The 20,748-nt window shown below is 71.3% G+C and carries 17 protein-coding genes; 7 read left to right on the forward strand and 10 right to left on the reverse strand.

Annotated features, from left to right (window positions below):
• The first annotated feature begins 171 nt into the window (after window positions 1-171).
• Window positions 172-909 (forward strand): peroxide stress protein YaaA, encoded by a 738-nt coding sequence (locus AB0C16_RS27560; protein WP_357686864.1) that lies wholly within the window; start codon window positions 172-174, stop codon window positions 907-909.
• 58 nt (window positions 910-967) lie between these two features.
• Here the strand turns inward: AB0C16_RS27560 and AB0C16_RS27565 are convergent, their stop codons facing one another.
• From AB0C16_RS27565 to AB0C16_RS27575, 3 genes are all read right to left on the reverse strand, one after another.
• Window positions 968-2,599, reverse strand: coding sequence for an RNA polymerase sigma factor (locus tag AB0C16_RS27565; protein ID WP_357686865.1), 1,632 nt, complete (start codon window positions 2,597-2,599; stop codon window positions 968-970).
• A gap of 242 nt (window positions 2,600-2,841) precedes the next feature.
• Window positions 2,842-4,935: a SpoIIE family protein phosphatase gene (locus AB0C16_RS27570; RefSeq protein WP_357686866.1), complete on the reverse strand. Its 2,094-nt coding sequence runs from the start codon at window positions 4,933-4,935 to the stop codon at window positions 2,842-2,844.
• 194 nt (window positions 4,936-5,129) lie between these two features.
• Window positions 5,130-5,699 (reverse strand): HhH-GPD-type base excision DNA repair protein, encoded by a 570-nt coding sequence (locus tag AB0C16_RS27575; RefSeq protein WP_357686867.1) that lies wholly within the window; start codon window positions 5,697-5,699, stop codon window positions 5,130-5,132.
• Window positions 5,700-5,853: 154 nt separating this feature from the next.
• On the opposite strand from AB0C16_RS27575, the gene AB0C16_RS27580 reads away from it, so the two are divergent.
• The 6 genes from AB0C16_RS27580 to AB0C16_RS27605 all read left to right on the forward strand — a co-directional run bounded on the left by AB0C16_RS27580 (window position 5,854) and on the right by AB0C16_RS27605 (window position 10,879).
• Window positions 5,854-6,078, forward strand: a complete 225-nt coding sequence (locus AB0C16_RS27580; RefSeq protein ID WP_189127215.1) for a hypothetical protein — start codon at window positions 5,854-5,856, stop codon at window positions 6,076-6,078.
• A gap of 123 nt (window positions 6,079-6,201) precedes the next feature.
• Window positions 6,202-7,701 (forward strand): hypothetical protein, encoded by a 1,500-nt coding sequence (locus tag AB0C16_RS27585; protein ID WP_357686868.1) that lies wholly within the window; start codon window positions 6,202-6,204, stop codon window positions 7,699-7,701.
• A gap of 60 nt (window positions 7,702-7,761) precedes the next feature.
• A complete protein-coding gene (locus AB0C16_RS27590) occupies window positions 7,762-8,535 on the forward strand; it encodes a thioesterase family protein (protein WP_357686869.1) in 774 nt (257 codons plus the stop codon).
• Window positions 8,536-8,605: 70 nt separating this feature from the next.
• Window positions 8,606-9,361, forward strand: coding sequence for a 5-oxoprolinase subunit PxpA (locus AB0C16_RS27595; protein WP_357686870.1), 756 nt, complete (start codon window positions 8,606-8,608; stop codon window positions 9,359-9,361).
• Between the two features lie 40 nt (window positions 9,362-9,401).
• The gene (locus AB0C16_RS27600) at window positions 9,402-10,025 is read left to right on the forward strand and encodes an allophanate hydrolase subunit 1 (RefSeq protein ID WP_357686871.1); all 624 of its coding nucleotides are present in this window, start codon (window positions 9,402-9,404) and stop codon (window positions 10,023-10,025) included.
• Window positions 10,022-10,879 carry a biotin-dependent carboxyltransferase family protein gene (locus AB0C16_RS27605; protein WP_357686872.1) on the forward strand — a complete coding sequence of 286 codons (858 nt, stop codon included), beginning with the start codon at window positions 10,022-10,024 and terminating at the stop codon, window positions 10,877-10,879. The genes AB0C16_RS27600 and AB0C16_RS27605 overlap by 4 nt, the downstream gene beginning before the upstream one ends.
• On the opposite strand, the gene AB0C16_RS27610 is transcribed toward AB0C16_RS27605, so the two are convergent.
• The 7 genes from AB0C16_RS27610 to AB0C16_RS27640 all read right to left on the reverse strand — a co-directional run bounded on the left by AB0C16_RS27610 (window position 10,857) and on the right by AB0C16_RS27640 (window position 20,743).
• A complete protein-coding gene (locus AB0C16_RS27610; RefSeq protein ID WP_357686873.1) occupies window positions 10,857-11,684 on the reverse strand; it encodes a PhzF family phenazine biosynthesis protein in 828 nt (275 codons plus the stop codon). The genes AB0C16_RS27605 and AB0C16_RS27610 overlap by 23 nt on opposite strands.
• A 62-nt stretch (window positions 11,685-11,746) precedes the next feature.
• Entirely contained in the window at window positions 11,747-13,438 is a 1,692-nt protein-coding gene (locus tag AB0C16_RS27615; protein WP_357686874.1) for an ABC transporter family substrate-binding protein, read from the reverse strand.
• Window positions 13,439-13,457: 19 nt separating this feature from the next.
• Window positions 13,458-15,470, reverse strand: a complete 2,013-nt coding sequence (locus AB0C16_RS27620; protein WP_357686875.1) for an ABC transporter ATP-binding protein — start codon at window positions 15,468-15,470, stop codon at window positions 13,458-13,460.
• A complete protein-coding gene (locus AB0C16_RS27625; protein WP_357686876.1) occupies window positions 15,467-16,375 on the reverse strand; it encodes an ABC transporter permease in 909 nt (302 codons plus the stop codon). The genes AB0C16_RS27620 and AB0C16_RS27625 overlap by 4 nt, the downstream gene beginning before the upstream one ends.
• Window positions 16,372-17,358: an ABC transporter permease gene (locus AB0C16_RS27630; protein WP_357686877.1), complete on the reverse strand. Its 987-nt coding sequence runs from the start codon at window positions 17,356-17,358 to the stop codon at window positions 16,372-16,374. Before AB0C16_RS27630 ends, AB0C16_RS27625 begins: the two co-directional genes overlap by 4 nt.
• Before the next feature lie 75 nt (window positions 17,359-17,433).
• Window positions 17,434-19,785, reverse strand: a complete 2,352-nt coding sequence (locus AB0C16_RS27635; protein WP_357686878.1) for an AAA family ATPase — start codon at window positions 19,783-19,785, stop codon at window positions 17,434-17,436.
• 64 nt (window positions 19,786-19,849) lie between these two features.
• Window positions 19,850-20,743, reverse strand: a complete 894-nt coding sequence (locus AB0C16_RS27640) for a haloalkane dehalogenase (RefSeq protein ID WP_357686879.1) — start codon at window positions 20,741-20,743, stop codon at window positions 19,850-19,852.
• Window positions 20,744-20,748: the final 5 nt, after the last annotated feature.

Below are 20,748 nucleotides of genomic sequence, written 5' to 3' on the forward strand. Positions count from 1 at the left end.
TCGCGAGCTCGGCGTCGAGCCCGGCGGGGGGCGCCCGGCCCCATCGAGAAGACGCAGGGCCCACCCCGCGAGCCTGGCCCCGCCCTTCCCACGCGCCCGTGCGGCCTTCGCGCGGGCCGCCCGCCGGGGCGGCGGCGTAGGCGCTGGGCTGGGGCAATAGGCTGTGGGCTCGTGCTGATCCTGTTGCCGCCGTCCGAAGGCAAGGCGCTCGAAGGGAGCGGGCCTCCGGTGGGCGAGCTGTCCTTTCCCGCGCTCGGCAAGCCGCGCAAGCGGGTGCTCACCGCGCTGATCAAGGCGTCCAGGCGGCGTGACGCTCTCGACGTGCTGGGGCTCACGCCCGGTCTGGCCGGCGAGTTGATCAGAAACCAGGCGCTCAGCACGGCCGCCACGATGCCGGCCGCCGATCTCTACACCGGTGTCCTCTACGACAACCTGGGCCTCGGCACGCTCGGCGACGACGCCAGGCGGCGGGCCGAGGAGTCGGTGCTCATCTTCTCGGGCCTGTGGGGTGTCCTGAGAATCACCGACCACGTGCCGCCCTACCGGCTGTCGATGGGAGTTCACCTGCCGCCCCTGGGCGGTCTGGCGGCGTTCTGGCGTCCCCTGCTGTCCAAGCAGCTGGACCGGCTGCCCGGCCTGGTGGTCGACCTGCGGTCGGCGACCTACGCGGGCGCGTGGCAGCCGGGAGACCGCTCGGTGGCCGTCCGCGTGTTCAGGGACGGTAAGGTCGTCAGCCACATGGCCAAGGCGACCAGGGGCGAGATCGCCCGCGCCCTCCTCGAGTCCGGCGCCGCCCCCGCGAGCCCCGCCGAGCTCGCGAAGGTCCTTGACGCCCTGGGCCACACCTGCCACCTCACCGAACCGGTCCGGCCCACCCGGCCCTGGACCCTGGACGTGGACATCACCTGACCGGCACACAGCGGGCCCCGCACCGCGAACGGTGAGGGGCCCGGTGAGATGAGGAGACTCAGTCGAGGTAGTCGCGGAGCACCTGGGACCTCGACGGGTGACGCAGCTTGGACATCGTCTTCGACTCGATCTGCCGGATGCGCTCGCGCGTCACTCCGTAGACCTTGCCGATCTCGTCCAGCGTCTTCGGCTGCCCGTCGGTGAGGCCGAACCGCATCGACACGACACCCGCCTCGCGTTCCGACAGCGTGTCGAGAACGGAGTGCAGCTGCTCCTGCAGCAGCGTGAAGCTGACGGCGTCGGCCGGAACGATGGCCTCGGAGTCCTCGATGAGGTCGCCGAACTCGCTGTCGCCCTCCTCGCCCAGCGGGGTGTGCAGGGAGATCGGCTCGCGACCGTATTTCTGGACCTCGACCACTTTCTCGGGCGTCATGTCCAGCTCACGGGCCAGCTCTTCGGGCGTGGGCTCACGGCCGAGGTCCTGCAGCATCTGCCGCTGGACGCGGGCCAGCTTGTTGATCACTTCGACCATGTGGACCGGGATGCGGATGGTCCGCGCCTGGTCGGCCATGGCCCGCGTGATCGCCTGCCGGATCCACCACGTGGCGTAGGTGGAGAACTTGTAGCCCTTGGTGTAGTCGAACTTCTCGACCGCGCGGATCAGACCGAGGTTGCCCTCCTGGATCAGGTCCAGAAACAGCATGCCGCGGCCGGTGTAGCGCTTGGCCAGGGAGACCACGAGACGGAGGTTGGCCTCCAGCAGGTGGTTTTTCGCCCGGCGACCGTCTTCGGCGATCCATTCGAGTTCGGCCCGGACGTCGACCGGCAGGCTGTCGGTCTCGCCGCCGCCCAGCTGCTCCTCGGCGAACAGGCCGGCCTCGATGCGCTTGGCCAGCTCGACCTCCTGCTCGGCGTTGAGCAGGGGGACCTTGCCGATCTGCTTGAGGTAGTCCTTGACCGGGTCGGCGGTGGCGCCGGCGGCCGCGACCTGCGCGACAGGGGCGTCATCGTCGTCGTCGGACAGGATGAGGACTTCGTCCTCGCTCTTCTCCGTGGCGGCGGCCGCGGCCACCTCGGCCGCCTTGGGCTCGTCGTCGGTGTCGTCGTCGGCCTCGGGCTCGGCCTCGACGACGATCTCGTCCTCCTCGACGACCACGATGTCCTCGAGGTCCTCCAGTTCCACGTCCGCGTCGAGCTCGATGTCCTCGTCTTCGGCGGCCTCGGGGTCCTTCGGCTTGGTCTCGGCAGGCCCGGCGCTGTCAGGCTTGGCCTTCTTGGCGGGCGGAGCCGCCTTCTTGGCCGCCGGGGCGGCTTTCTTGGCGGGAGCCTGCTTCTTCGGCGCGGGCTCGGCTTCGGCGGTGACGACCGCTGTCACGGTCTCGGGCTGCTGCTCTTTGGCGGCCGCTGCGGCCTTGGTCTTGACGGGGGCAGCGGTGCGGCGCTTTGCTGGACCACGAGACTTCTTCGGCGCAGCCGAATCCGCGGCGGTCACCACCACGGTCACGCCCTCTTTGCTGAGGTTCCGCAAGAACGCGGCGGCGTGCGACATGGGGATGTCCGCCTCCTCGAAGGCCTGGCGGACATCCTCAGACTCGAGGAAACCCTGCGAGCGCCCACGCTCGAGCAGTCGCTGAATGACGGGCTCGTTCAGCTCTTGTGGCTTCGAGCGAGTCGAACTTGCAGGCGACACGAACACCTCTCGAACGAACGCGTGGCGACAATGGACCCAGATGCCCGCTGGGGGGCTGTTGCCTCTCTCGGAGATCGGTGAGGCCGTGCGAACCGCTACGGACCTGCCCTGCATTCTGGCACGACCACGCACTTCATACGGCCACCTCCCGGCGGTTGTCCTCCACCCTAGGCCGACCCGGACAGTAGTGCGTACGTAAGCGCGCCACCGATACCCGAAAGCAACCCTTATGACTGATTCATTCAGTCACTCTTCGTGGCGGGCGGCACGTGGATGGCCAGGGCGGTAACGTCATCATCCTGTTCATATCCCGACAACATCCGATCAACCAGAAAGTCCAGCAACATATGCGGACTACTGACGACCTCTGGCGGGGCTTCGGTCACAACACTGCAAATTTCCGCGAGTCCCGCGTCCAAGCCACGCTTCCGGTTTTCCACCAGTCCGTCGGAGTAGAGCACGGCGGTGTGTCCCGGCGGCACCACGAAGCGGAACTGACGGCGGCTGGTCGGCCAGCCCAGCGGGGTGCCCGGCTCGGCCTCGCAGAGCATGGCCGTGCCCTGGGGTGAGACCAGGACGGGCGGCGGGTGACCGGCGAGCGCCAGTGTGCCTTCGCCGGTGACGGGCTCGACCACCATGTACGCCAGGGTGGTGACCTGCTCTTCTTCCTCGGTGGCGTCGAAGACCCGGTCGAGGCCGGTCAGCACGGCGGCGGGCGGCGGGTTGGTCAGCGCCAGGGCCCGCATGGCGTTGCGGATGCGGCCCATGCCGGCCGCGGCCTTGACGCCCTTGCCCATGACGTCGCCCACGACCGCGGCCACCCTGCCGTCCTGCAGCACGAAGGCGTCGTACCAGTCGCCGCCGACCTGCACGTGGCGGCTGCCGGAGCGGAAGCGCTGGGCGAGCACGAGGCCCTTGACCACCGGCAGGCGGTCGGGCAGCAGGCTGCGCTGGAGCGTCTCGGCGGTGCGGTGCTCGCGCTCGAACAGCGTGGCCCGCTCGACCGCCAGCGCGCACTGCCCGGCCAGCGCCTCCAGGAAGACGCCGTCCTCCTGGGAGATCTTCTGCGGCCTGGTGAACGAGAAGCGCAGCGCGCCCAGCGCCCGCCCCGCCGCGAGCAGCGGCAGGCCGACCCAGGCTCGTTCGTCGGTGTGGGTGAGGTAGTTGGCCAGCACCTGCTCGTCGCCACCGGCGTCGAGCAGCTGCGACCTCAGGCTGTCGGGCGACTCGGCGAACACCGGCCGGCGGCTGTTGACCGCCATGGTCATCACGCTGGAGTGGGAGAGCGGGATCTCCTCGCCGGAGGTGCCCGACGCCTCGGGGACGCCCTCGCCGTTGATCAGCTTGAGCGCGGCCCGGTCGGGGTCGAGGAGGGCGACCGCGGAGCGGTCGGCGGCCAGCGCGGTGCGGCCCACGTCGATGATGACCTGCACCACCTGCTCGACCGTCAGCGCCTCGGCCAGTATGGCGGTGGCGCCCTGCAGCCGCGCCGTGCGCAGAGCGGCGGCGCCGAGCTGGTCGGTCAGCCTGCCGCGCATCTCCTCGGCCTCGCGCTGCGGCGTCACGTCGGTGTTGGCGCCCACCCACTCGACGACCCGGCCGTGCCGGATGATCGGCACGGCGCGTACCTCGAAGTGGCGGTAGCCGCTGGCCCGGGTGCGCACCCGGTAGTTCCACTCGAACATGGTGCGGCCGCGCAGCGCCTCTTTCCACGCCTCCTCGGTCTGCTGGCGCTCCTCGGGGTGGACGACCTCCAGCCAGCCGTGCGCGAGGTATTCCTCCAGGCCCTGGCCGGTGATGGCGCGCCACTGCGGGGCGTCCTCGACCACGGCGCCGGTGGGCGAGGTGATCCAGACGAGCTGCGACTGCGCCTCCACCAGCGAGCGGTAGCGCTCCTCGCTGCGGCGGAGGTCTTCCTCGGTCTGCCGGCTCTCGGTCACGTCGAGCCCGACCAGCGCGATGGCCCGCAGCTCGCCCGCCTCGTCGTGGACCGGCGAGAACGACAGCGACCAGTGGCGGGTGTCGCCCTCGGCGGAGCGCACCCGCACGCGGCCCTCGGTGACGGGCGCGTCGCTCTCGATGACGCCCTGCACGGCGTGGGTGATGAGCTGGCTGAGATCGGCCGCGAGGGACTCGACCGGCACCCGGCCGACGAGCCGCTCGGCCGGCACGCCGACCACGTCGGTGAACACGTCGTTGACCCGCTGGACGCGGCCATCGGCGTCGAAGAAGGCGAAGGCGAACTCAGCCTCCGACAACATGCCCTTGAAGAGGGCGGAGTCTGAGACGTCCACATCCGACTCCCGGGGACGGGGAACGGAGGTCTCGGCGCTCATGGTCGGCACCTCCGTCGCGTGCCAGGGTCTCCCACGCGGCACATCTCCATAACTGTGTATCGGCGTAGCGCAGCTCCGGGCGACCGGATCCTGCAGTACATCATCGGCGATGGGCATGCGCGGACGGAAGCCCCGGCCGCCATACGGTCAACGCATCCTGTCAAAATCGCTCCACGTTGCGCAGCAAGATCAGGCTACTTGGCCTGCGCCGCTCGCTTCGACTCCTGCTTGACGGCCCGCACGCGACCCAGCGTCTCGGCGTCGACCACATCCGCCACCGACCGGAACGAACCCTCCTCGCCATAGACTCCCGCCGCCTCGCGCCATCCTGGCGGCTGGGACCCCAATTGCTTGCCGAGCAATGCCAAAAATATCTGGGCCTTCTGCTTGCCGTAGCCGGGAAGAGCCTGCAGGCGCTTCAGCACGTCTTTGCCGTCGGCGGCCTCGGTCCAGAGGCGCTCGGCCTTGCCGTCGTAGTGCTCCACGAGGTAGGCGGCCAGCTGCTGGACCCGGGCGGCCATCGAGGTGGGGTAGCGATGCACGGCCGGTTTCGCGGCCAGCAGCGCGGCGAACGCCTCGGGGTCGAAGGAGGCGATCTCCTCCGCCGTGAGGTCGTGTCCGAGCCTCTCGGAGATGGTGTGGGGCCCCGTGAACGCCCATTCCATCGGAATCTGCTGGTCGAGCAGCATGCCGACGAGGAGGGCGAACGGACTGCGGCCGAGCAGGTCGTCGGCTTCGGTCCGCTGGGCGAGCTGGATGCGCATGGGAACAGCTTCGCACGAAAGGGCCTGCCGAGAAGCGAACACAACCGTTGTGGAGGCTTGACACCGGCCCGAGAAAAGGTGGAATGAGAGCGCAAGTCGCCCTGCGTCCATTCCTGGGGGTTTGCCCCAGGGCCTCCAGAGGAATCTCACATCTATGCTCGCTCTGGCCACACGCTTTCTCAGGGAGCCGGTCAGTCACAGGCTGGCCGAAGAGTTCCTGACCGTGCCCGTGGACACGATCGACCGCTGTGTCGCCGACGTGTGCGCGTGCGCGCAGCACCTTGGCATCACGGCGACACCGGAGATCGTGGAACGCATCGCGCGCGAGCACCTGCTCGCGATCGTCAACTCCGCACCGCCGCCCCGAACTCCCCGATAACATCGGGGTCACCAGGCCGCGTTCTACGCACCGTTTACGCCTGGAATGCGAGAGAGTGAGGGCGTGCGCCGACACCGACGAGATCCCCGGGAGAGCACCCCGCCAGACGATGTGTTCAAGGAGATGGTGCAGGCGGCTCGCGAGCTGCTCGCGGTGCGCAGCCCCTTGGACGCCGAGTTGATGGTCTCCGACATGATCGGCGCCTGGTGGGGCCGGCGGGTCAGGGGCGGCGACGTCGAGCAGGTTCTCGGTGAGGGTCTGGTCGACTACGCCGCCAAGGCCGGCACCCCGGCCTCCCTGACGCTGCTCATCTGCCTGGCCTATCTCGGCACCGCCCGCCAGGGCGCCAAGGCGGAGGGCGCGGCGCTCGCGCTCATGGAGTCCGGCGTGGCCAGGCCCGGCTGGGCCGACCGGGTCGGCGCGGTCAAGCCCACCGGCTGTTACGTCTCCCGCGACGCCTACGGCGACCAGGACACGGTGATCTGCACGTTCGCCTACCGCTGGGGTGAGGAGCCCGCCGCCGGGTCCGGTCACGACCGCCACGCGCTGGTCATGGTCGTCGACCACAACATGTCCGGCATGGCGCGCGACGCCTGGGTCTCCTCCCAGGTCGACAAGCTGCTCGAGAAGGCGCGGGCCGAGGCGGCCGGCAACGCGATGCTGCTGTTCGAGGAGATCGAGCCCCAGCAGGCCAGGGCGCTGCTGGAGTCTGCCATGAAGGCCACCGGCGAGCCCAAGACCCCTCCCCCGGTCAGCGAGAGCTACAGCGCCTACCACGCGTTCGCGCGCGCCCGGCTCAAGGCGCTGCCGCCCGGCCGCAAGCGTCCGGCCCCCCTGCGCATCGAGGCCCCTTACAGCCGCGAGCGGCGGGCCATGCTGGCCGCCGAGTTCCTCGCCTCCGACGCGGCCGAGCACCTGTCCGACCCGTCGGCGGCCTCGCGCTGCGCCGACCACATCATCGACTACGGCTGCGAGCAGGACTTCAGCCGGCCGTTGCGGGTCAGCCCCACCAAGTGCGAGACGTTCCTGCTCGACTGGCTGCCCCGCAAGGTGATGCTGAGCGTGGCCGAGCAGGAGGCGATGCCGCACGTGCTGGCGGCCTGGGTTCGCTTCGCCGCCCGGCGCACGGGGCTGCCCGAGCGGGGACTGAAGGCCACGCTCGACGCGGTGTGGGAGGCCATCGGCAAGTTCCCCGAGGCCTACCGCGATCCGACCTCGTTCGGGCTCGACCGGCCGCTGCTGGAGCGGCTGCTGCCCGACGGCGACCTGTCGGCGCTGGCCAGGCGGGTCTTCGCGTTCCCGTTCCTGCAGGGCGTGCACAACGGCGTCGACCTCGACCGGCTCAACCCGGCCGACGACGCCGACCGGCGCACCCTGCTGGAGATCGACCACGTCGGCGCCGTCGACGAGGAGCACCTGGCCTGGCACGAGGAGATCGCCGGCCGGTTGTGGGTGGGCGACCCGCCGCAGCTGTGGGAGGCGGCGCAGCGCCTGCTCGACCTGGGCCACGACCGTCACGACGTGCTGCACGTGCTGATCGAGATCGCCGAGCGCATCGGCGGCGACCCGGACGAGCTCGCCGCCGCCCTGGACGACATCGCCGACATCCCCGACGAGATCTAGGCACGGGCCCCGTCATCCGCGGCGGACCGGAGGACGCGGCCCACCATAGAATTTCGTTCTATGTCGATGTACACCCGGCTGGCCACCGGCCGCTACCTCGCGTCGGAGCACACCCAGGGTCCGTGGGATCCCGCCACGCAGCACATGGGTCCCGTCACCGCCCTGATCGCCCACGAGCTCGCCCAGACCGCCCCGCGGCCCGGCCTGGAGCTGTCACGCCTGGCCGTGGACGTCTTCGGCCCGGTGCCGGTGGGCGAGCTGGAGCTGCGGACCGACGTGATCCGCGATGGCAAGCGCGTCCAGTGCCTGGCGGCGAGCGTCTGGTCGGGCGGCCGCGAGCACTGCCGCGCCACCGCCTGGCGCATCAGGGAGTCCGGCACGCCCGCGACGCCGGCCGTCGGACCGCCCGCGCCCGTCCCGCCGCCGTCCGAGGCCGACCGGAGCTCGTGGCTGGGCTCGGGCTTCGGCTACGGCAGGGCGCTGGACTGGCGTTTCGTCACCGGCGGGCCGATGGTCACCGGCCCTGCCATGGTGTGGGGCAGGATCGCGATGCCGCTGGTCGAGGGCGAGGAGATCACCCCGCTGGAGCGGCTGGCGTTGTTCGCCGACAGCGGCAACGGCATCAGCCACGCGCTCGACTTCCAGACCCATCTGTTCGTGAACGTCGACCTGACGATCTCCCTGTTCCGCGCGCCGGCCGGCGAGTGGATCTGCATGGACGCCTCCACCGTCATCGGACCGGCGGGCCGCGGTCTGACCCGCTCCACCCTGTACGACGAGAGCGGCGAGGTCGGCACCGCGACCCAGACGCTCTTCGTCGCGCCGAGGCAGTGATTTCCCGGCCACCACGGCCGGGAAAACGAGAAGCCGCTCCTTCGTGGAGCGGAGGAGTCACGATGGGTTCATGGTGATTGACCTCAACGCCGACCTGGGCGAGGGCTTCGGCATCTGGAAGCTCGGCGACGACCTCGCGCTGCTCGACATCGTCACGAGCGCGAACATCGCCTGCGGCTTCCACGCCGGCGACCCGGTGACCATCAGGCGCGCCTGCGCGGCGGCCGTCGACCGCGGCGTGTCGATCGGAGCCCAGGTGTCCTACCGCGACCTGGCCCACTTCGGGCGCCGGGAGATGGATCTGGAGCCGGAGGAGCTCTGCGCCGAGGTGCTCTACCAACTGGCCGCCGTCGACGGCATCGCCCGGGCGATGGGCGGGCGGGTCTCCTACGTCAAGCCGCACGGCGCCCTCTACAACCGCGTCTGCCGCGACGAGGAGCAGGCGGCGGCGCTCGTCGACGCGGTGGCCGACTACGACCCGTCGCTGCCGGTGCTCACGCTGCCCGGGTCGGTCGTGCACCGGGTCGCGGCGGCCGAGGGCGTGCCCACGATCACGGAGGCGTTCGCCGACCGCGCCTACACCTCCGCCGGAGCCCTGGTGTCACGCCGGGAGCCCTGGGCGCTCATTCACGACCCGTCCACGGTGGCGGCCCGTGCGGTGCGGATGGCCGTGGAGGGTTCGGTGACCTCGGTCGACGGCACCCCGGTGGCGGTCTCGGCCCGCTCCATCTGCGTCCACGGCGACACGCCCGGCGCCGTGCGGCTGGCGCAGGCCGTACGAGACGGGCTGCTGGGGGCCGGCGTGGTCCTGCAGGCGTTCGCGTGACCGTCATGCCGGCGGCGGGGAGGGGACGCGGGGTGGGGGCGTGATCCGGACGGCGGGGGAGCACGCGCTGCTCGTGGAGACGGGGGCGCTGGAGGTGTCTCACCGGCTCGACGCCGTGCTGCGCGCCCGCGGTCCCGAAGGGGTGGTGGAGATCGTGCCCGGGCCGGAGACCGTGCTGGTCGTGGCCCCCGGAGCGGACCAGCACCGGCTGCGGGCCCGGCTGGGCGAGCTGCTCGCCGAGGCGCGCGAGCAGGCGCCGGGCGCGCCCTCCCAGGGGGCGCCGGAGGGCGTGGTGACGATTCCCGTCGTCTATGACGGCGCGGATCTCGATTCCGTGGCCGGGCTGGCGGGCCTCTCCGTGGAGGAGGTGATCACCCGGCACACCGGACCGGAGCTGGTGGTCGGGTGGCTCGGATTCGCCCCGGGGTTCGCCTATCTGACCGGGCTGGACCCGGCGCTCCACCTGCCGCGGCTCGACACGCCGCGCACCTTGGTGCCCGCCGGGTCCGTGGCCATCGCCGGGCCCTACTCCGCCGTCTACCCCACCGCCTCGCCCGGCGGGTGGCGGTTGCTGGGCCGCACCCGCGTGCGGGTGTGGGACGTCGGCTCCGACCCGCCGTCGCTGTTCCGGCCGGGGACACGCGTACGATTCGAGCGCGCATGATCGAGGTGCTCGCGCCCGGCCCCTACGCGACCGTCCAGGACCTGGGCCGCCACGGCTACGCCCACCTGGGGGTGCCCGGTTCGGGCGCGGCCGACGCCGGCAGCCTCCGGCTGGCCAACCGCCTGGTCGGCAACCCCGAGGGGGCCGCCGGGATCGAGCTGACCTACGGCGGGGCCCGGCTGGTGTTCCGCTCGGGCGCGTGGGTCGCCGTCACGGGCGCGCCCTGCCCGCTGGAGCCCCTCGCCGGCGCGTCCGGCATGTACGCCCCGTTCTGGGTTCCGGCGGGCGGCGAGGTGCGGTTCGGCGCGCCATCCCGGGGGCTGCGGACCTATCTGGCCGTGCGCGGCGGGATCGCGGTCGAGCCGGTGCTCGGCAGCCGCTCCACCGACTCGCTGTCGGGGCTCGGGCCCGAGCCGCTGCGTGCCGGAACCGTCCTGCCCGTGGGGGCCGTCGACGCGCCGGCGCCGATCTCCGTGGATCTGGCCCCGCCGCGCGCTCCCGGGCCCGCGGTGCTGCGGCTGCTGCCCGGGCCGCGCGACGACTGGTTCGTCCCGGGCGCGCTCGCCGAGCTGTGCGCGGAGCCGTACGAGGTGAGCCAGGACAGCAACCGCGTGGGGGTACGGCTGCGCGGCCGGGAGCTGGCGCGGTCCAGGGAGGGTGAGCTGCCCAGCGAGGGCATGGTCATCGGGGCCGTTCAGGTGCCGCCGAGCGGGCAGCCGATCGTGTTCTTGGCCGATCATCCGCCGACGGGCGGCTATCCCGTCATCGGCGTGGTCGTGACGGCCGACCTGGCGATCGCCGCCCAGCTGTGCCCGGGCGACGAGGTGCGTTTCACAGCTCGACCCGCCCGCTGACGCACGTGACGGTGGAGCCGCCCACCCACACGGTCTGACCCTCGGCGGAGACGTGCACCCGGCCCGCCCGGCCGAGCGCGGTGCCCTGGCCGGCCAGGTAGGGGGCGGTGGCCCGGCCGGTGCGCAGCAGCCACTGGGCGACGGAGGCGTTGAGGCTGCCGGTCACCGGATCCTCGACCGTGCCGCCCTCGGACGGGCAGAACGCCCGCAGCTCGAAGTCGAGCGGCGATCCGGGCGGGTAGGGACCCACCACGCCGAGGTCGAGATCGACGCGCCCGGGTCGCAGGGCGAGCACCGCGGCGGCGTCACGGAGCAGCACCGCCACCCAGCCGGGACCGTTGTCGGCCCATTCGGCGTCGGCGATCTCGTCGCGACCGATGCCCAGCAGCTCGGCGATGTGCTTGACCAGCGGCTCGGCCACCGGCCCGGACCGTCGCAGCGGTGGCGCGGCGAACGCGAGCCCGCCGTCGGTCCTGCGCACCCGCACCAGCCCCGCGCCGCACTCCTGCACGATCGCGGCGTCGTCCTTGGGGATGCCGCCGGCCTCGAGCCAGGCGTGGCAGGTGCCGAGGGTGGGGTGACCGGCGAACGGCAGCTCGGACGAGCCGGTGAAGATCCGGACCCGGTAGTCGGCGTCCGGCTCGGTAGGCGGCAGCACGAAGGTGGTCTCCGACAGGTTGGTCCAGTGGGCGAACCGTTGCATCTGCTCGGTGCTCAGGCCGTCTCCGTCGAGGACGACGGCGAGGGGGTTGCCGAAGTAGGGCGTGGCGGTGAAGACGTCGACCTGCGCGAAGGGCCGTGACATGGGGCAAGTCTCGCAGAACTCCCCCGCCGTCACTTCTACCCGGCCCACCGGCAACCCGGGTGTCAGCCGGTGAACCCGATGTCCTGGTAGCGCAGGTCGTAGAAGCCGCGCGCGCCCACGTTGGCCAGCGTCGTCTTGACCGCCACGAACTGCGGCCGCTGGTAGAGGGGCAGCACGTTGACCTCCTGCCAGATGAGCTTGTCGGCCACGTTGGCGTCGGCCCGCGCCTGTGCGGGGTCGAGGTTCTGGCTCGCCTGGTTCATCGTCCGGTCGATGGCCTCGGAGCCGGTGCGGCCAAAGTTGGCGTTCCAGGTCTTGCCGTCGGACGAGTTCGCATAGGCGCCGTAGCTGCTCGACACCGGGAAGGGCGTCCCGATGTACGCGAAGGGCGTGATGTCGAAGTTGCCGGGGATCACGTACTTGGTGAAGAAGTCGTCGCTCGGCACCGCCTGGATCGACAGCTTGACCCCGATCTGGCCGAGCATGCTCTGGGCCAGCTCGCCCTCCGACTTGCTGGTCTGCACGCCCGACGGCACCACGAACCGGAGTTCGAGGGGTTTGCCGTTCTTGCGCCGCACCTGGCCGTCGAGCTTCCAGCCCGCCTCGTCCAGCATCCGCTTGGCCCGCTCGGGGTTGTAGGCGCCGAGGTCGCCGGCGTTGTCCTGGTAGCCCTCCTGGGTGTTCATGAAGAAGTGGTTGTTCAGCGGGGTGATCGGCCAGTCGAGGCCCTGGAGGTCGGACTGGGCGATGGCCTCACGGTTGATGCCGAGCTGGATCGCCTGGCGGACGCGTACGTCCCTGAGCGGCTCGCTGGAGCCGTTGAAGGTGAAGTGGCGGAAATCGGGGCCGGCCGCCTGGCGTACCTGGGCTCCCTGGGTGGACCTGGCGCGGGCGTAGTCGGGTGCGGACGGGCCGACGTCGGTGATGTCGAGCTCGCCGTTGCCGAACGCGCCCATCAGGGAGTCCTGCTCCGAGGCACGGTAGATGATCTGGTCGAGCTTGGCCCGGTCGCCCCACCACTTGCCGTCGCGGACCAGCGTGATGGTCTTGGCCGTCTGGTCGAAGCCCTTGAAGGTGAACGGCCCGGCCGTCACGGGGATCTTGTTCAGCCAGGACTCGTTGAACGCCTCGGGTGTCTTGTTGGTGGCGGCCGGCAGCAGCGGCCCGAACAGCGACTGCCAGTCGCCGAACGGCCGGGTGAAGGTGACGATCACCGTGTAGTCGTCCTTGCCCCGCTCGACCCGCTCGATGTCCTGGTAGCCGGTCGAGGAGACGATGTGGAAGGCGGAGTCGCGGCCGTTGAGCGCCTGCCACTGCGCCTGGTAGTCGGCCCAGGTGATGGGCTTGCCGTCGGACCATTTGGCCTTGGGGTTGAGGGTGTAGGTGACGACCTGCTTCGGCTCCCTGTCGGTGACCTCGGCCTTGAGCAGGTAGTCACGGTTGGGGGTGATCTCCGCCTTCTCGTTGGAGACGAACGGCGCGGGCAGCAGCGCGTTGCTGATCATCGCGGCCACCGCGAGGTTGCCGTCGACGTGGTTGCGGTTCCACTGCGCGGGGAACTCGTTGATGCCCCAGCGCAGGGTGCCGCCCTCCTTGACCCGGTCGCGCGGCTGCGGGTTGATGTCGTAGGCCTTGAGGGCGCGCGCGTCACCCCCGCCGACCGGCCCGCCCGAGCCGCCCGTGCCACCTCCGCAGCCCGCCAGCGACAGCGAGCCCGCGAAGGCCATGGCGACGGCCAGACGTGATGCTTTCATCAAAGGGATTCCTCCTGGTCTAGACGACTTCGAGCTTCTCGGCGTAGTGGCAGGCGGCACCCTGGTCCTCGCCGAGCCGTCGCACCTCGGGCTCGACGTCGACGCACAGTGTCCGCTGGTCGCCGGTCAGCTCTGCCCGGAACTTCGGGCACCGGGTGCGGAACCGGCAGCCCGACGGCGGATCGGCCGGGCTGGGGAGATCGCCTTCGAGCAGGATCCGCCTGCGTGAGCGCTCGCGGACGGGGTCGGGCAGCGGGATCGCCGACAACAGCGCCTGCGTGTAGGGGTGTGCCGGGGCGTCGTAGACCGCGTCGACGTCGCCGATCTCGGCGATCCTGCCGAGGTACATGACGGCCACCCGGTCGGCGATGTGGCGGACCACGGCCAGGTCGTGCGCCACGAACAGATAGGAAAGGCCGAGCCGGGCCCGCAGCGAGCCGAGCAGGTTGATCACCCCGGCCTGGATCGACACGTCGAGCGCCGAGACCGGCTCGTCGAGCACCAGCAGCCGGGGCTCCAGGGCGAGCGCACGGGCGATGCCGATGCGCTGCCGCTGGCCGCCCGAGAAGTCCTGCGGGTAGCGGGCGGCGTGTGAGGGGTCGAGCCCGACCAGGGCGAGCAGCTCGCCGATCCGCCGGCCGGGGTCGCCCTTCGCGTGTGTGCGCAGCGGCTCGGCCAGCAGGTCGTAGACGGTCATGCGCGGGTCGAGCGAGGCCAGTGGGTCCTGGAAGACGACCTGCATGTCGCGCCTGATCGCCATCCGCTCGGCCGCGCCGAGATGGGCGGTGTCGTGCCCGAGCACGACGATGCGGCCCCGCTGCGGCCTGGCCAGCTCCAGGATCTCCAGCAGGGTCGTGGTCTTGCCGCAGCCCGACTCGCCGACCAGCCCGAGCGTCTCGCCCTCGCTGATGTCGAAGCTGATCCCGGCCACCGCGTGGACCGTGCCGACGCGGTGCTTGAACACCGCGCCCCGCATCAGGGGGTATTCCTTGACCAGGCCGTCGACCCGCAGCACCGGCTCTCCTCGCGGTGGCCTCGGGGCGGGCGGCGGCACGTGCCCGTCGCGCGTGCGCGGCCGGACCTCCTCCCACCGGATGCACGCCGCCCGATGGCCCACGGCCACGTCGAACAGCGGCGGCTCACCGTCGTCGCAGGCCTCGACCCGCATCGGGCAGCGCGGCGCGAACGGGCACCCGGGCGGCAGCTCCGCGGGGGACGGCGGGGTGCCCTCGATCGGCACCAGCGGCCGCCGCCCGCCCCGGTCGACGCGCGGGATCGAGCCGAGCAGCCCCACGGTGTAGGGCATCCGCATCCGGTAGTAGATGTCGTCCACGGCACCCGCCTCGACCACCCGGCCGGCGTACATGACGAGCACCCGGTCGGCGAAGCCGGCCACCACTCCGAGATCGTGCGTGATCATGACGATCGCGGCGCCCGTCTCCCGCTGGGCCTTCTTCAGCACCTCCAGCACCTGCGCCTGGATGGTGACGTCGAGCGCGGTCGTGGGCTCGTCGCAGATGATCACATCGGGATCGTTGGCGATGGCCATCGCGATCATCACGCGCTGCCGCATGCCGCCGGAGAACTCGTGCGGGAAGGCCAGCGCCCGCTGCCCGGCGTTGGGGATGCCGACCAGGTCGAGCAGGTCGACGGCCCTGACCATGGCCTGCTCTCGGGAGACCCGCTGGTGGACCCGGACGGCCTCGGCGACCTGCTCGCCCACCCGGTAGACGGGGGTCAGCGCGGAGAGCGGATCCTGGAAGACCATGGACATGGCCTTGCCGCGCAGGGCGGTCAGCTCCCGCTCACGGGCTCCGATCAGCTCCTTGCCGTGCAGCCGCACCGAGCCGGTGACCGTGGCGCCGGGCGGCAGCAGGCCCATGACGGCGGCCGAGGTGACGGACTTGCCGGAGCCGGACTCGCCGACGATGCCGAGCACCTCGCCTCGGCATACGTCGAAACTCACCCCCCGAACGGCGGGCACCCGGCCGAAGGAGACGCTGAGGCCGGCGACCTCGAGGACCGGGATCATCGCGCCCTCGCGGAGGTGGGGTCGAAGGCGTCACGCAGGGAGTCGCCGATGAGGTTGACCGCCAGCACGGTGATCACCAGCAGCCCGGCGACGAACCAGAACGTCCACGGCGCGTAGACGGCGGTGCGGGAGCCGTCGGCGATGAGCGTGCCGAAGGAGACGTCGGGCGGCTGGATGCCGAAGCCGAAGTAGGACAGCGAGGTCTCGGTGAGGATGGCGGCGCTGACGTTCAGGGTGGCGTCGACGATCAGCAGCGACGACAGGTTGGGGATCACGTGCCGGAAGATGATCGTGATCGGCGGCACGCCCATGAACCGGGCCGCCTGGATGAACTCGCGCCGCTTCAGCGAGATCGTCATCCCTCTGACGATCTTGGAGGTGACCATCCAGAGGAACAGCGCCAGCATGAGCACGAACAGCACCCACTTCCCGGCCCCGAACAGCGGCGACATGATCGCCAGGATGAGGAACGCGGGCAGCACGAGCAGCAGGTCGGTGACCCAGGACACCGCCCGGTCGGTCCAGCCCGGGAAGTAGCCGGCGAACGCGCCCGCCACGGCGGCCAGCGCGGTGGACACCAGGGCGGCGAGCAGGCCGACGACGAGCGACTTCTGCATGCCGCGCAGCGTGACCGCGTAGACGTCGGCCCCCGTCTGCAGCGTGCCGAACCAGTGGGCGGCCGACGGCGGCTGCAGGAACGCGGTGAAGTCCTTGTCGGTGTAGGACCACGGGCTGAGCATCGGCCCGGCGAACGCGAGCAGGAACATCAGGACGAGCACGGCGAAACCGATCCGCCCCTGCCGGGATCCGAAGAACCTCCTGGCGACGATCCTGCCCCGCGACGGTGCCCGGAGCTCGCGAGTCCCGGTCAGGTCCTCGCCCAGCTCCTCCTCGGAAAGGGTCATCCCGCCCTCACCCGCGGGTCGAGGGCCGCGTGCAGAAGGTCCGCGGCCAGGGACGCGCAGAGCACGGCGATCGCGGCGATGAAGGAGATGGCGGCCACGGTGTTGACGTCGTTGGTGAAGATGGAGTTGATCAGCTGCTCGCCCAGGCCGTGCCAGCCGAAGATCTTCTCGGTGAAGGTCGCCCCGGTCAGCAGGGTGCCGAAGGTGAACGCGAAGTAGGTCGCGACGGGGATCAGCGCGGTGCGCAGCGCGTGCCTGATGAGCGCCTGGCGCCTGCTCAGCCCCTTGGCCATGGCGGTGCGGACGTAGTCGGCGCCGAGCACGTCGAGCATCATGTTGCGCTGGTAGCGGCTGAAGACCGCGATCAGCCCGAGCGACAGCGAGACCGTGGGCAGGATGAGGTGCTGGATCCGGTCGAGCAGGCTCCCCCAGAACCCGGTGTCGAGGCCGGCGCTGTATTCGCCGCTGACGAGGAACACCTGCCGGCCGAAGACGTTCTCGTTGGCCCAGGTGCCGAGCAGGATCAGCGTGTTGGCCAGCACGACGACGGGCACCGCGAGCACCACGAAGGACCCTCCCGTCGACAACCGGTCGAACCACCCGTACTGCCTGACCGCGGCGTAGGCGCCCAGGAGCACCCCGGCGAGGCTGCCGAAGGCCAGCCCGAGCAGGACCAGCCGGGCCGTGACGCCGGCCCGGCGGCCGAGGTCGCTGTTGACCGGCGACCCCGTCACACTCTTGCCGAAGTCGCCGTGCAGCACCCCGGTCGCCCAGGTGGCGTAGCGCTGGATCAGCGGGGTGCGGTCGTTGAGGTTGAGCGCGGTGAGCTGGGCGTCGACCACGGCAGGCGGCGGCTTGGGGGTGCGGTCGGCGTAGTTGGAGCGCGGGTCGAGGGCGCTGGCCGCCAGCATGTAGGCGAGGCTGGCGGCGACGGCGACGAGCACCAGGTAGTTGAGCAGCCTGCGGGCCAGGAACCCGGCCATCGCCCCCCTTCCCGCGCACGGTGCGTAGTCATATTGCTACACCATGCCACGGGGACGGCGCACGGAAGCGTCGGGTCAGCGCCCGGAAAGTTCGTCGATCGCGGTGCGGACGTCGTCACTGGTGATCGTGGTCAGCTCGGCCGAGGTGGTGGAGCCGCCTTTGCCGGCCAGCGCCGCCAGCCGCACGTCGCGGCGCATGGCCGCGCGCTCGAACAGCGACCGGGCGAACCGGCCGTTGCCCAGCCCGTCGATCAGCCGCTCGTCGCACACCCAGGCGAACACCTCGTCCAGGTCGCGCAGCGCGTCGTCGTCGAAGCGGTCGCCCGACTTGTCGGCGAGCAGCACGGCGATCTCCGACAGCTCGGTCGGCGAGTAGCTGGGGAAGGCGACCCGCTGGTTGAACCGGCTGGCCAGCCCGGGGTTGGTGGACAGGAACGCGTCCATCTCGCGTTGGTAGCCGGCCAGCACGATGACGAGCCGATCGCGGTCGTCCTCGGCCCGTTTGAGCAGCGTCTGCACGGCCTCGGCGCCGAAGGCGTCGCCGCCGGAGTAGCCGGGGTTGGTCAGGCTGTAGGCCTCGTCGATGAACAGCACCCCGCCCAGCGCCCGGTCGACCAGCTCGTTGGTCTTGATCGCGGTCGCGCCCAGGTGCTGGCCGACCAGGTCGGCCCGCTGCGCCTCGACCACGTCGGGCCTGGCCAGCAGGCCGAGCGCGGCGAAGACCCGGCCGAGGACCCTGGCCACGGTGGTCTTGCCGGTGCCGGGCGGGCCGGCGAACACGAAGTGACGCATCTGCGGCGGCGTGGGCAGCCCGCGCTCCTGCCGCATCCGGGCCACCTGCAGCTGCGCGGCGATGGCGTGCACCTGCCGCTTGACCGGCGCCAGGCCGGCCATCCGGTCGAGGTCGGCCAGCGCCTCCTCCAGCGTGGGCGTGGCCTCGTAGCCGCGGAAGCGCGCGGTGAGCTCGTTGAACGCCTTGGTCACGTCGGGTGTGGCGGTGGTCACCAGATCCTGGGTGGTCGGCGAGCCGCCGGCGCCCACCACCCGCACGTCGCGGGCCTGCGCGGCGGCCTCGACCAGGCTGCGCACGAACCTGGCGTTGCCCAGCTCGTCGACCAGCCCGCGCCGCTGCACGTCCTCGAACAGGCCGAGCAGCGCCGTCTTGGTCTCGGCCGACATCGTGTCGCCCCGCTGCCGCTGGAGCAGCGCGGTGATCTCGGCCAGCTCGCCGGGCGAGTAGCTGGGGAAGCGCACCCGGGTGGCGAACCTGCTGGCCAGGCCGGGGTTGGAGGTGAGGAAGGAGGTCATCTCCTGCTCGTAGCCGGCCAGGATGATGATCAGCCGCTCGCGGTCGTCCTCGGCTCGTTTGAGCAGTGTCTGCACGGCCTCGGCCCCGAACCTGTCGGGCTGGCCGTCGGAGGAGATGACCAGGCCGTAGGCCTCGTCGATGAACAGCACCCCGCCCAGCGCCCGGTCGACCAGCTCGTTGGTCTTGATCGCGGTCGCGCCGAGGAACTCGCCCACCAGGTCGGCCCGCTGCGCCTCCACCACGTAGGGGGTCTCGAGCAGGCCGAACGCGTAGAAGATCTTCGCGACCGTGCGGGCCACGCTGGTCTTGCCGGTGCCGGGCGGGCCGACGAAGACGAAGTGGCGGGTGGGCGGGCCCGCCGTGTAGCCCGCCTCGGCCCGCAGCCGCGACGCCTCGATGGACGCCGCTATGGAACGCACCTGCTCTTTGACCGGGGCCAGGCCGATCATGCTCTCCAGCTCGCTGAGCGCCTCCTCGACCGAGATGCTGGGCGGCTGGGGCGACCTGTCGGAGGGCGCTCCGGGCCTGCCCTCGCGCACCCGGATGCGGAGCTGCTCCTGCTCCTGGACGGTCAGCTCGGCCTTGGCCCGGCGAGCGAGCAGGAAACGGTAGAGCAGGACCGCCGCCGCCACGCCGTAGGCCACCCAGACCGCGATGGCGTCGGAGACCAGGGAGACTGCCGCGGCGAGCAGACCGGCCGGCAGGAGGGCCAGCAGGGCGGTCAGCCAGGGCGCCACCCACCGGATCAGGTGGGCGGCGGCGGCGACCGGCACGGCCAGCAGCAGGAGCAGCGTCGGGGCCGCCGAGTCGGCCGGGAAGAGCAGACCGGACGAGCCGATCACCACCACGCCCCAGACACCGACCACCAGCGCGGTCGCGGCGGCCCGCGGGAAGCGGAGCGTGAGCGCGACGAAGGCCAGCGCCACCAGCGTGATGATGAAGGTCTGGGCCAGGTCCCAGCCGAAGGCAGCGCCCAGCCCTACCGAGCCGATGAGCGCCGAGATGTACATCACCCGGCGCACGGCCGGGGGAAGGCGGAAATAGCGCAGCCGCACCCGCTCGAACAGATCCCGGGCCGCGGCCCGCCCCGCGGCCTGGGCCCTGTCGGACTCACGCATCACGCCTCCCCGGTCCGCCCCCGGTTATATCGCACCGGACCGACGATTGGGCGGACCTGACACGCTAGGTGACGGTGACGAATGCGGCTATGTGGCGGCCGAGTTCGGCGCCCGCGTCCTCCTGGAGGAAGTGACCGGCGCCGGCGATCACGGGGTGGTCGCGCCCGGCCGCGCCCGCCATCGACTTCTTCAGGATCGGGGCCATGCCGCCGGTGATCGGGTCGGCGTCGGAGAAGGCCACGAGGAAGGGGCGGTCGAGCGTGGTGAGAACCTGCCACGCCGCACGGTTGGCGGGCGCCGCCGGGTCGTCCGGAGTGGTCGGCACCAGTCCGGGCATCGCCTTGGCCGCCGCCTTGTACGACTCGTCGGGGAACGGCGCGTCGTAGGCCGCGCGGACGTCTGGCGGCAGTTGGGTCCTGCAGCCCGACTGGACGAATCTGGCGATGTCCAGCGACGGCGCGTTGACCACCGCGTCCCTGAAGCGGTGCCACACCTCCGGCATGGGAATGTCACCGGTCGGCAAGCCCGTGTTGGCGGCCACGATCCTGGCGATCCGCTCCGGGTGCTCGGCGGCGATCCTGAGCCCGATCAGGCCGCCCCAGTCCTGGCCCACCATGGTGACGCCGGTCAGTTTCAGGGCGTCGAACAGCAGTGCCCGCGTCCATTCCACGTGCCGGGCGTAGGTGTGATCGCCCGGCTCGGCCGGCTTGTCCGATCGGCCGAACCCGACCAGATCGACCGCGACGGCGCGCAGCCCCGCCGCCGCGAGCTCCCGCATGACGTGCCGGTACAGGAACGACCAGCTGGGCTCGCCGTGCAGCAGGACCACGGGCTCGCCGTCCGGTGGCCCGGCCTCCACGTAGGCCATGCGCAGGCCGTCCACCTCGGCGTATCGGGGCTCGTAGGGGAAGTCGGGCAGGACGGCGAAACGCTCGCCGGGGGTGCGGAGGATTCGCATAGAAC

Origin of the sequence: Nonomuraea sp. NPDC048916, assembly GCF_040649575.1 — a bacterium.
GTDB lineage: Bacteria > Actinomycetota > Actinomycetes > Streptosporangiales > Streptosporangiaceae > Nonomuraea.

Bases quoted from the DNA above. Each gene is read 5' to 3' on its own strand.
- AB0C16_RS27570 (WP_357686866.1), bottom strand. From the start codon at position 4,935: ATGAGCGCCGAGACCTCCGTTCCCCGTCCCCGGGAGTCGGATGTGGAC.
- AB0C16_RS27575 (WP_357686867.1), bottom strand. From the start codon at position 5,699: ATGCGCATCCAGCTCGCCCAGCGGACCGAAGCCGACGACCTGCTCGGC.
- AB0C16_RS27580 (WP_189127215.1), top strand. From the start codon at position 5,854: ATGCTCGCTCTGGCCACACGCTTTCTCAGGGAGCCGGTCAGTCACAGG.
- AB0C16_RS27585 (WP_357686868.1), top strand. From the start codon at position 6,202: ATGGTGCAGGCGGCTCGCGAGCTGCTCGCGGTGCGCAGCCCCTTGGAC.
- AB0C16_RS27590 (WP_357686869.1), top strand. From the start codon at position 7,762: ATGTCGATGTACACCCGGCTGGCCACCGGCCGCTACCTCGCGTCGGAG.
- AB0C16_RS27595 (WP_357686870.1), top strand. From the start codon at position 8,606: ATGGTGATTGACCTCAACGCCGACCTGGGCGAGGGCTTCGGCATCTGG.
- AB0C16_RS27605 (WP_357686872.1), top strand. From the start codon at position 10,022: ATGATCGAGGTGCTCGCGCCCGGCCCCTACGCGACCGTCCAGGACCTG.
- AB0C16_RS27610 (WP_357686873.1), bottom strand. From the start codon at position 11,684: ATGTCACGGCCCTTCGCGCAGGTCGACGTCTTCACCGCCACGCCCTAC.
- AB0C16_RS27615 (WP_357686874.1), bottom strand. From the start codon at position 13,438: ATGAAAGCATCACGTCTGGCCGTCGCCATGGCCTTCGCGGGCTCGCTG.
- AB0C16_RS27620 (WP_357686875.1), bottom strand. From the start codon at position 15,470: ATGATCCCGGTCCTCGAGGTCGCCGGCCTCAGCGTCTCCTTCGGCCGG.
- AB0C16_RS27625 (WP_357686876.1), bottom strand. From the start codon at position 16,375: ATGACCCTTTCCGAGGAGGAGCTGGGCGAGGACCTGACCGGGACTCGC.
- AB0C16_RS27630 (WP_357686877.1), bottom strand. From the start codon at position 17,358: ATGGCCGGGTTCCTGGCCCGCAGGCTGCTCAACTACCTGGTGCTCGTC.
- AB0C16_RS27635 (WP_357686878.1), bottom strand. From the start codon at position 19,785: ATGCGTGAGTCCGACAGGGCCCAGGCCGCGGGGCGGGCCGCGGCCCGG.
- AB0C16_RS27640 (WP_357686879.1), bottom strand. From the start codon at position 20,743: ATGCGAATCCTCCGCACCCCCGGCGAGCGTTTCGCCGTCCTGCCCGAC.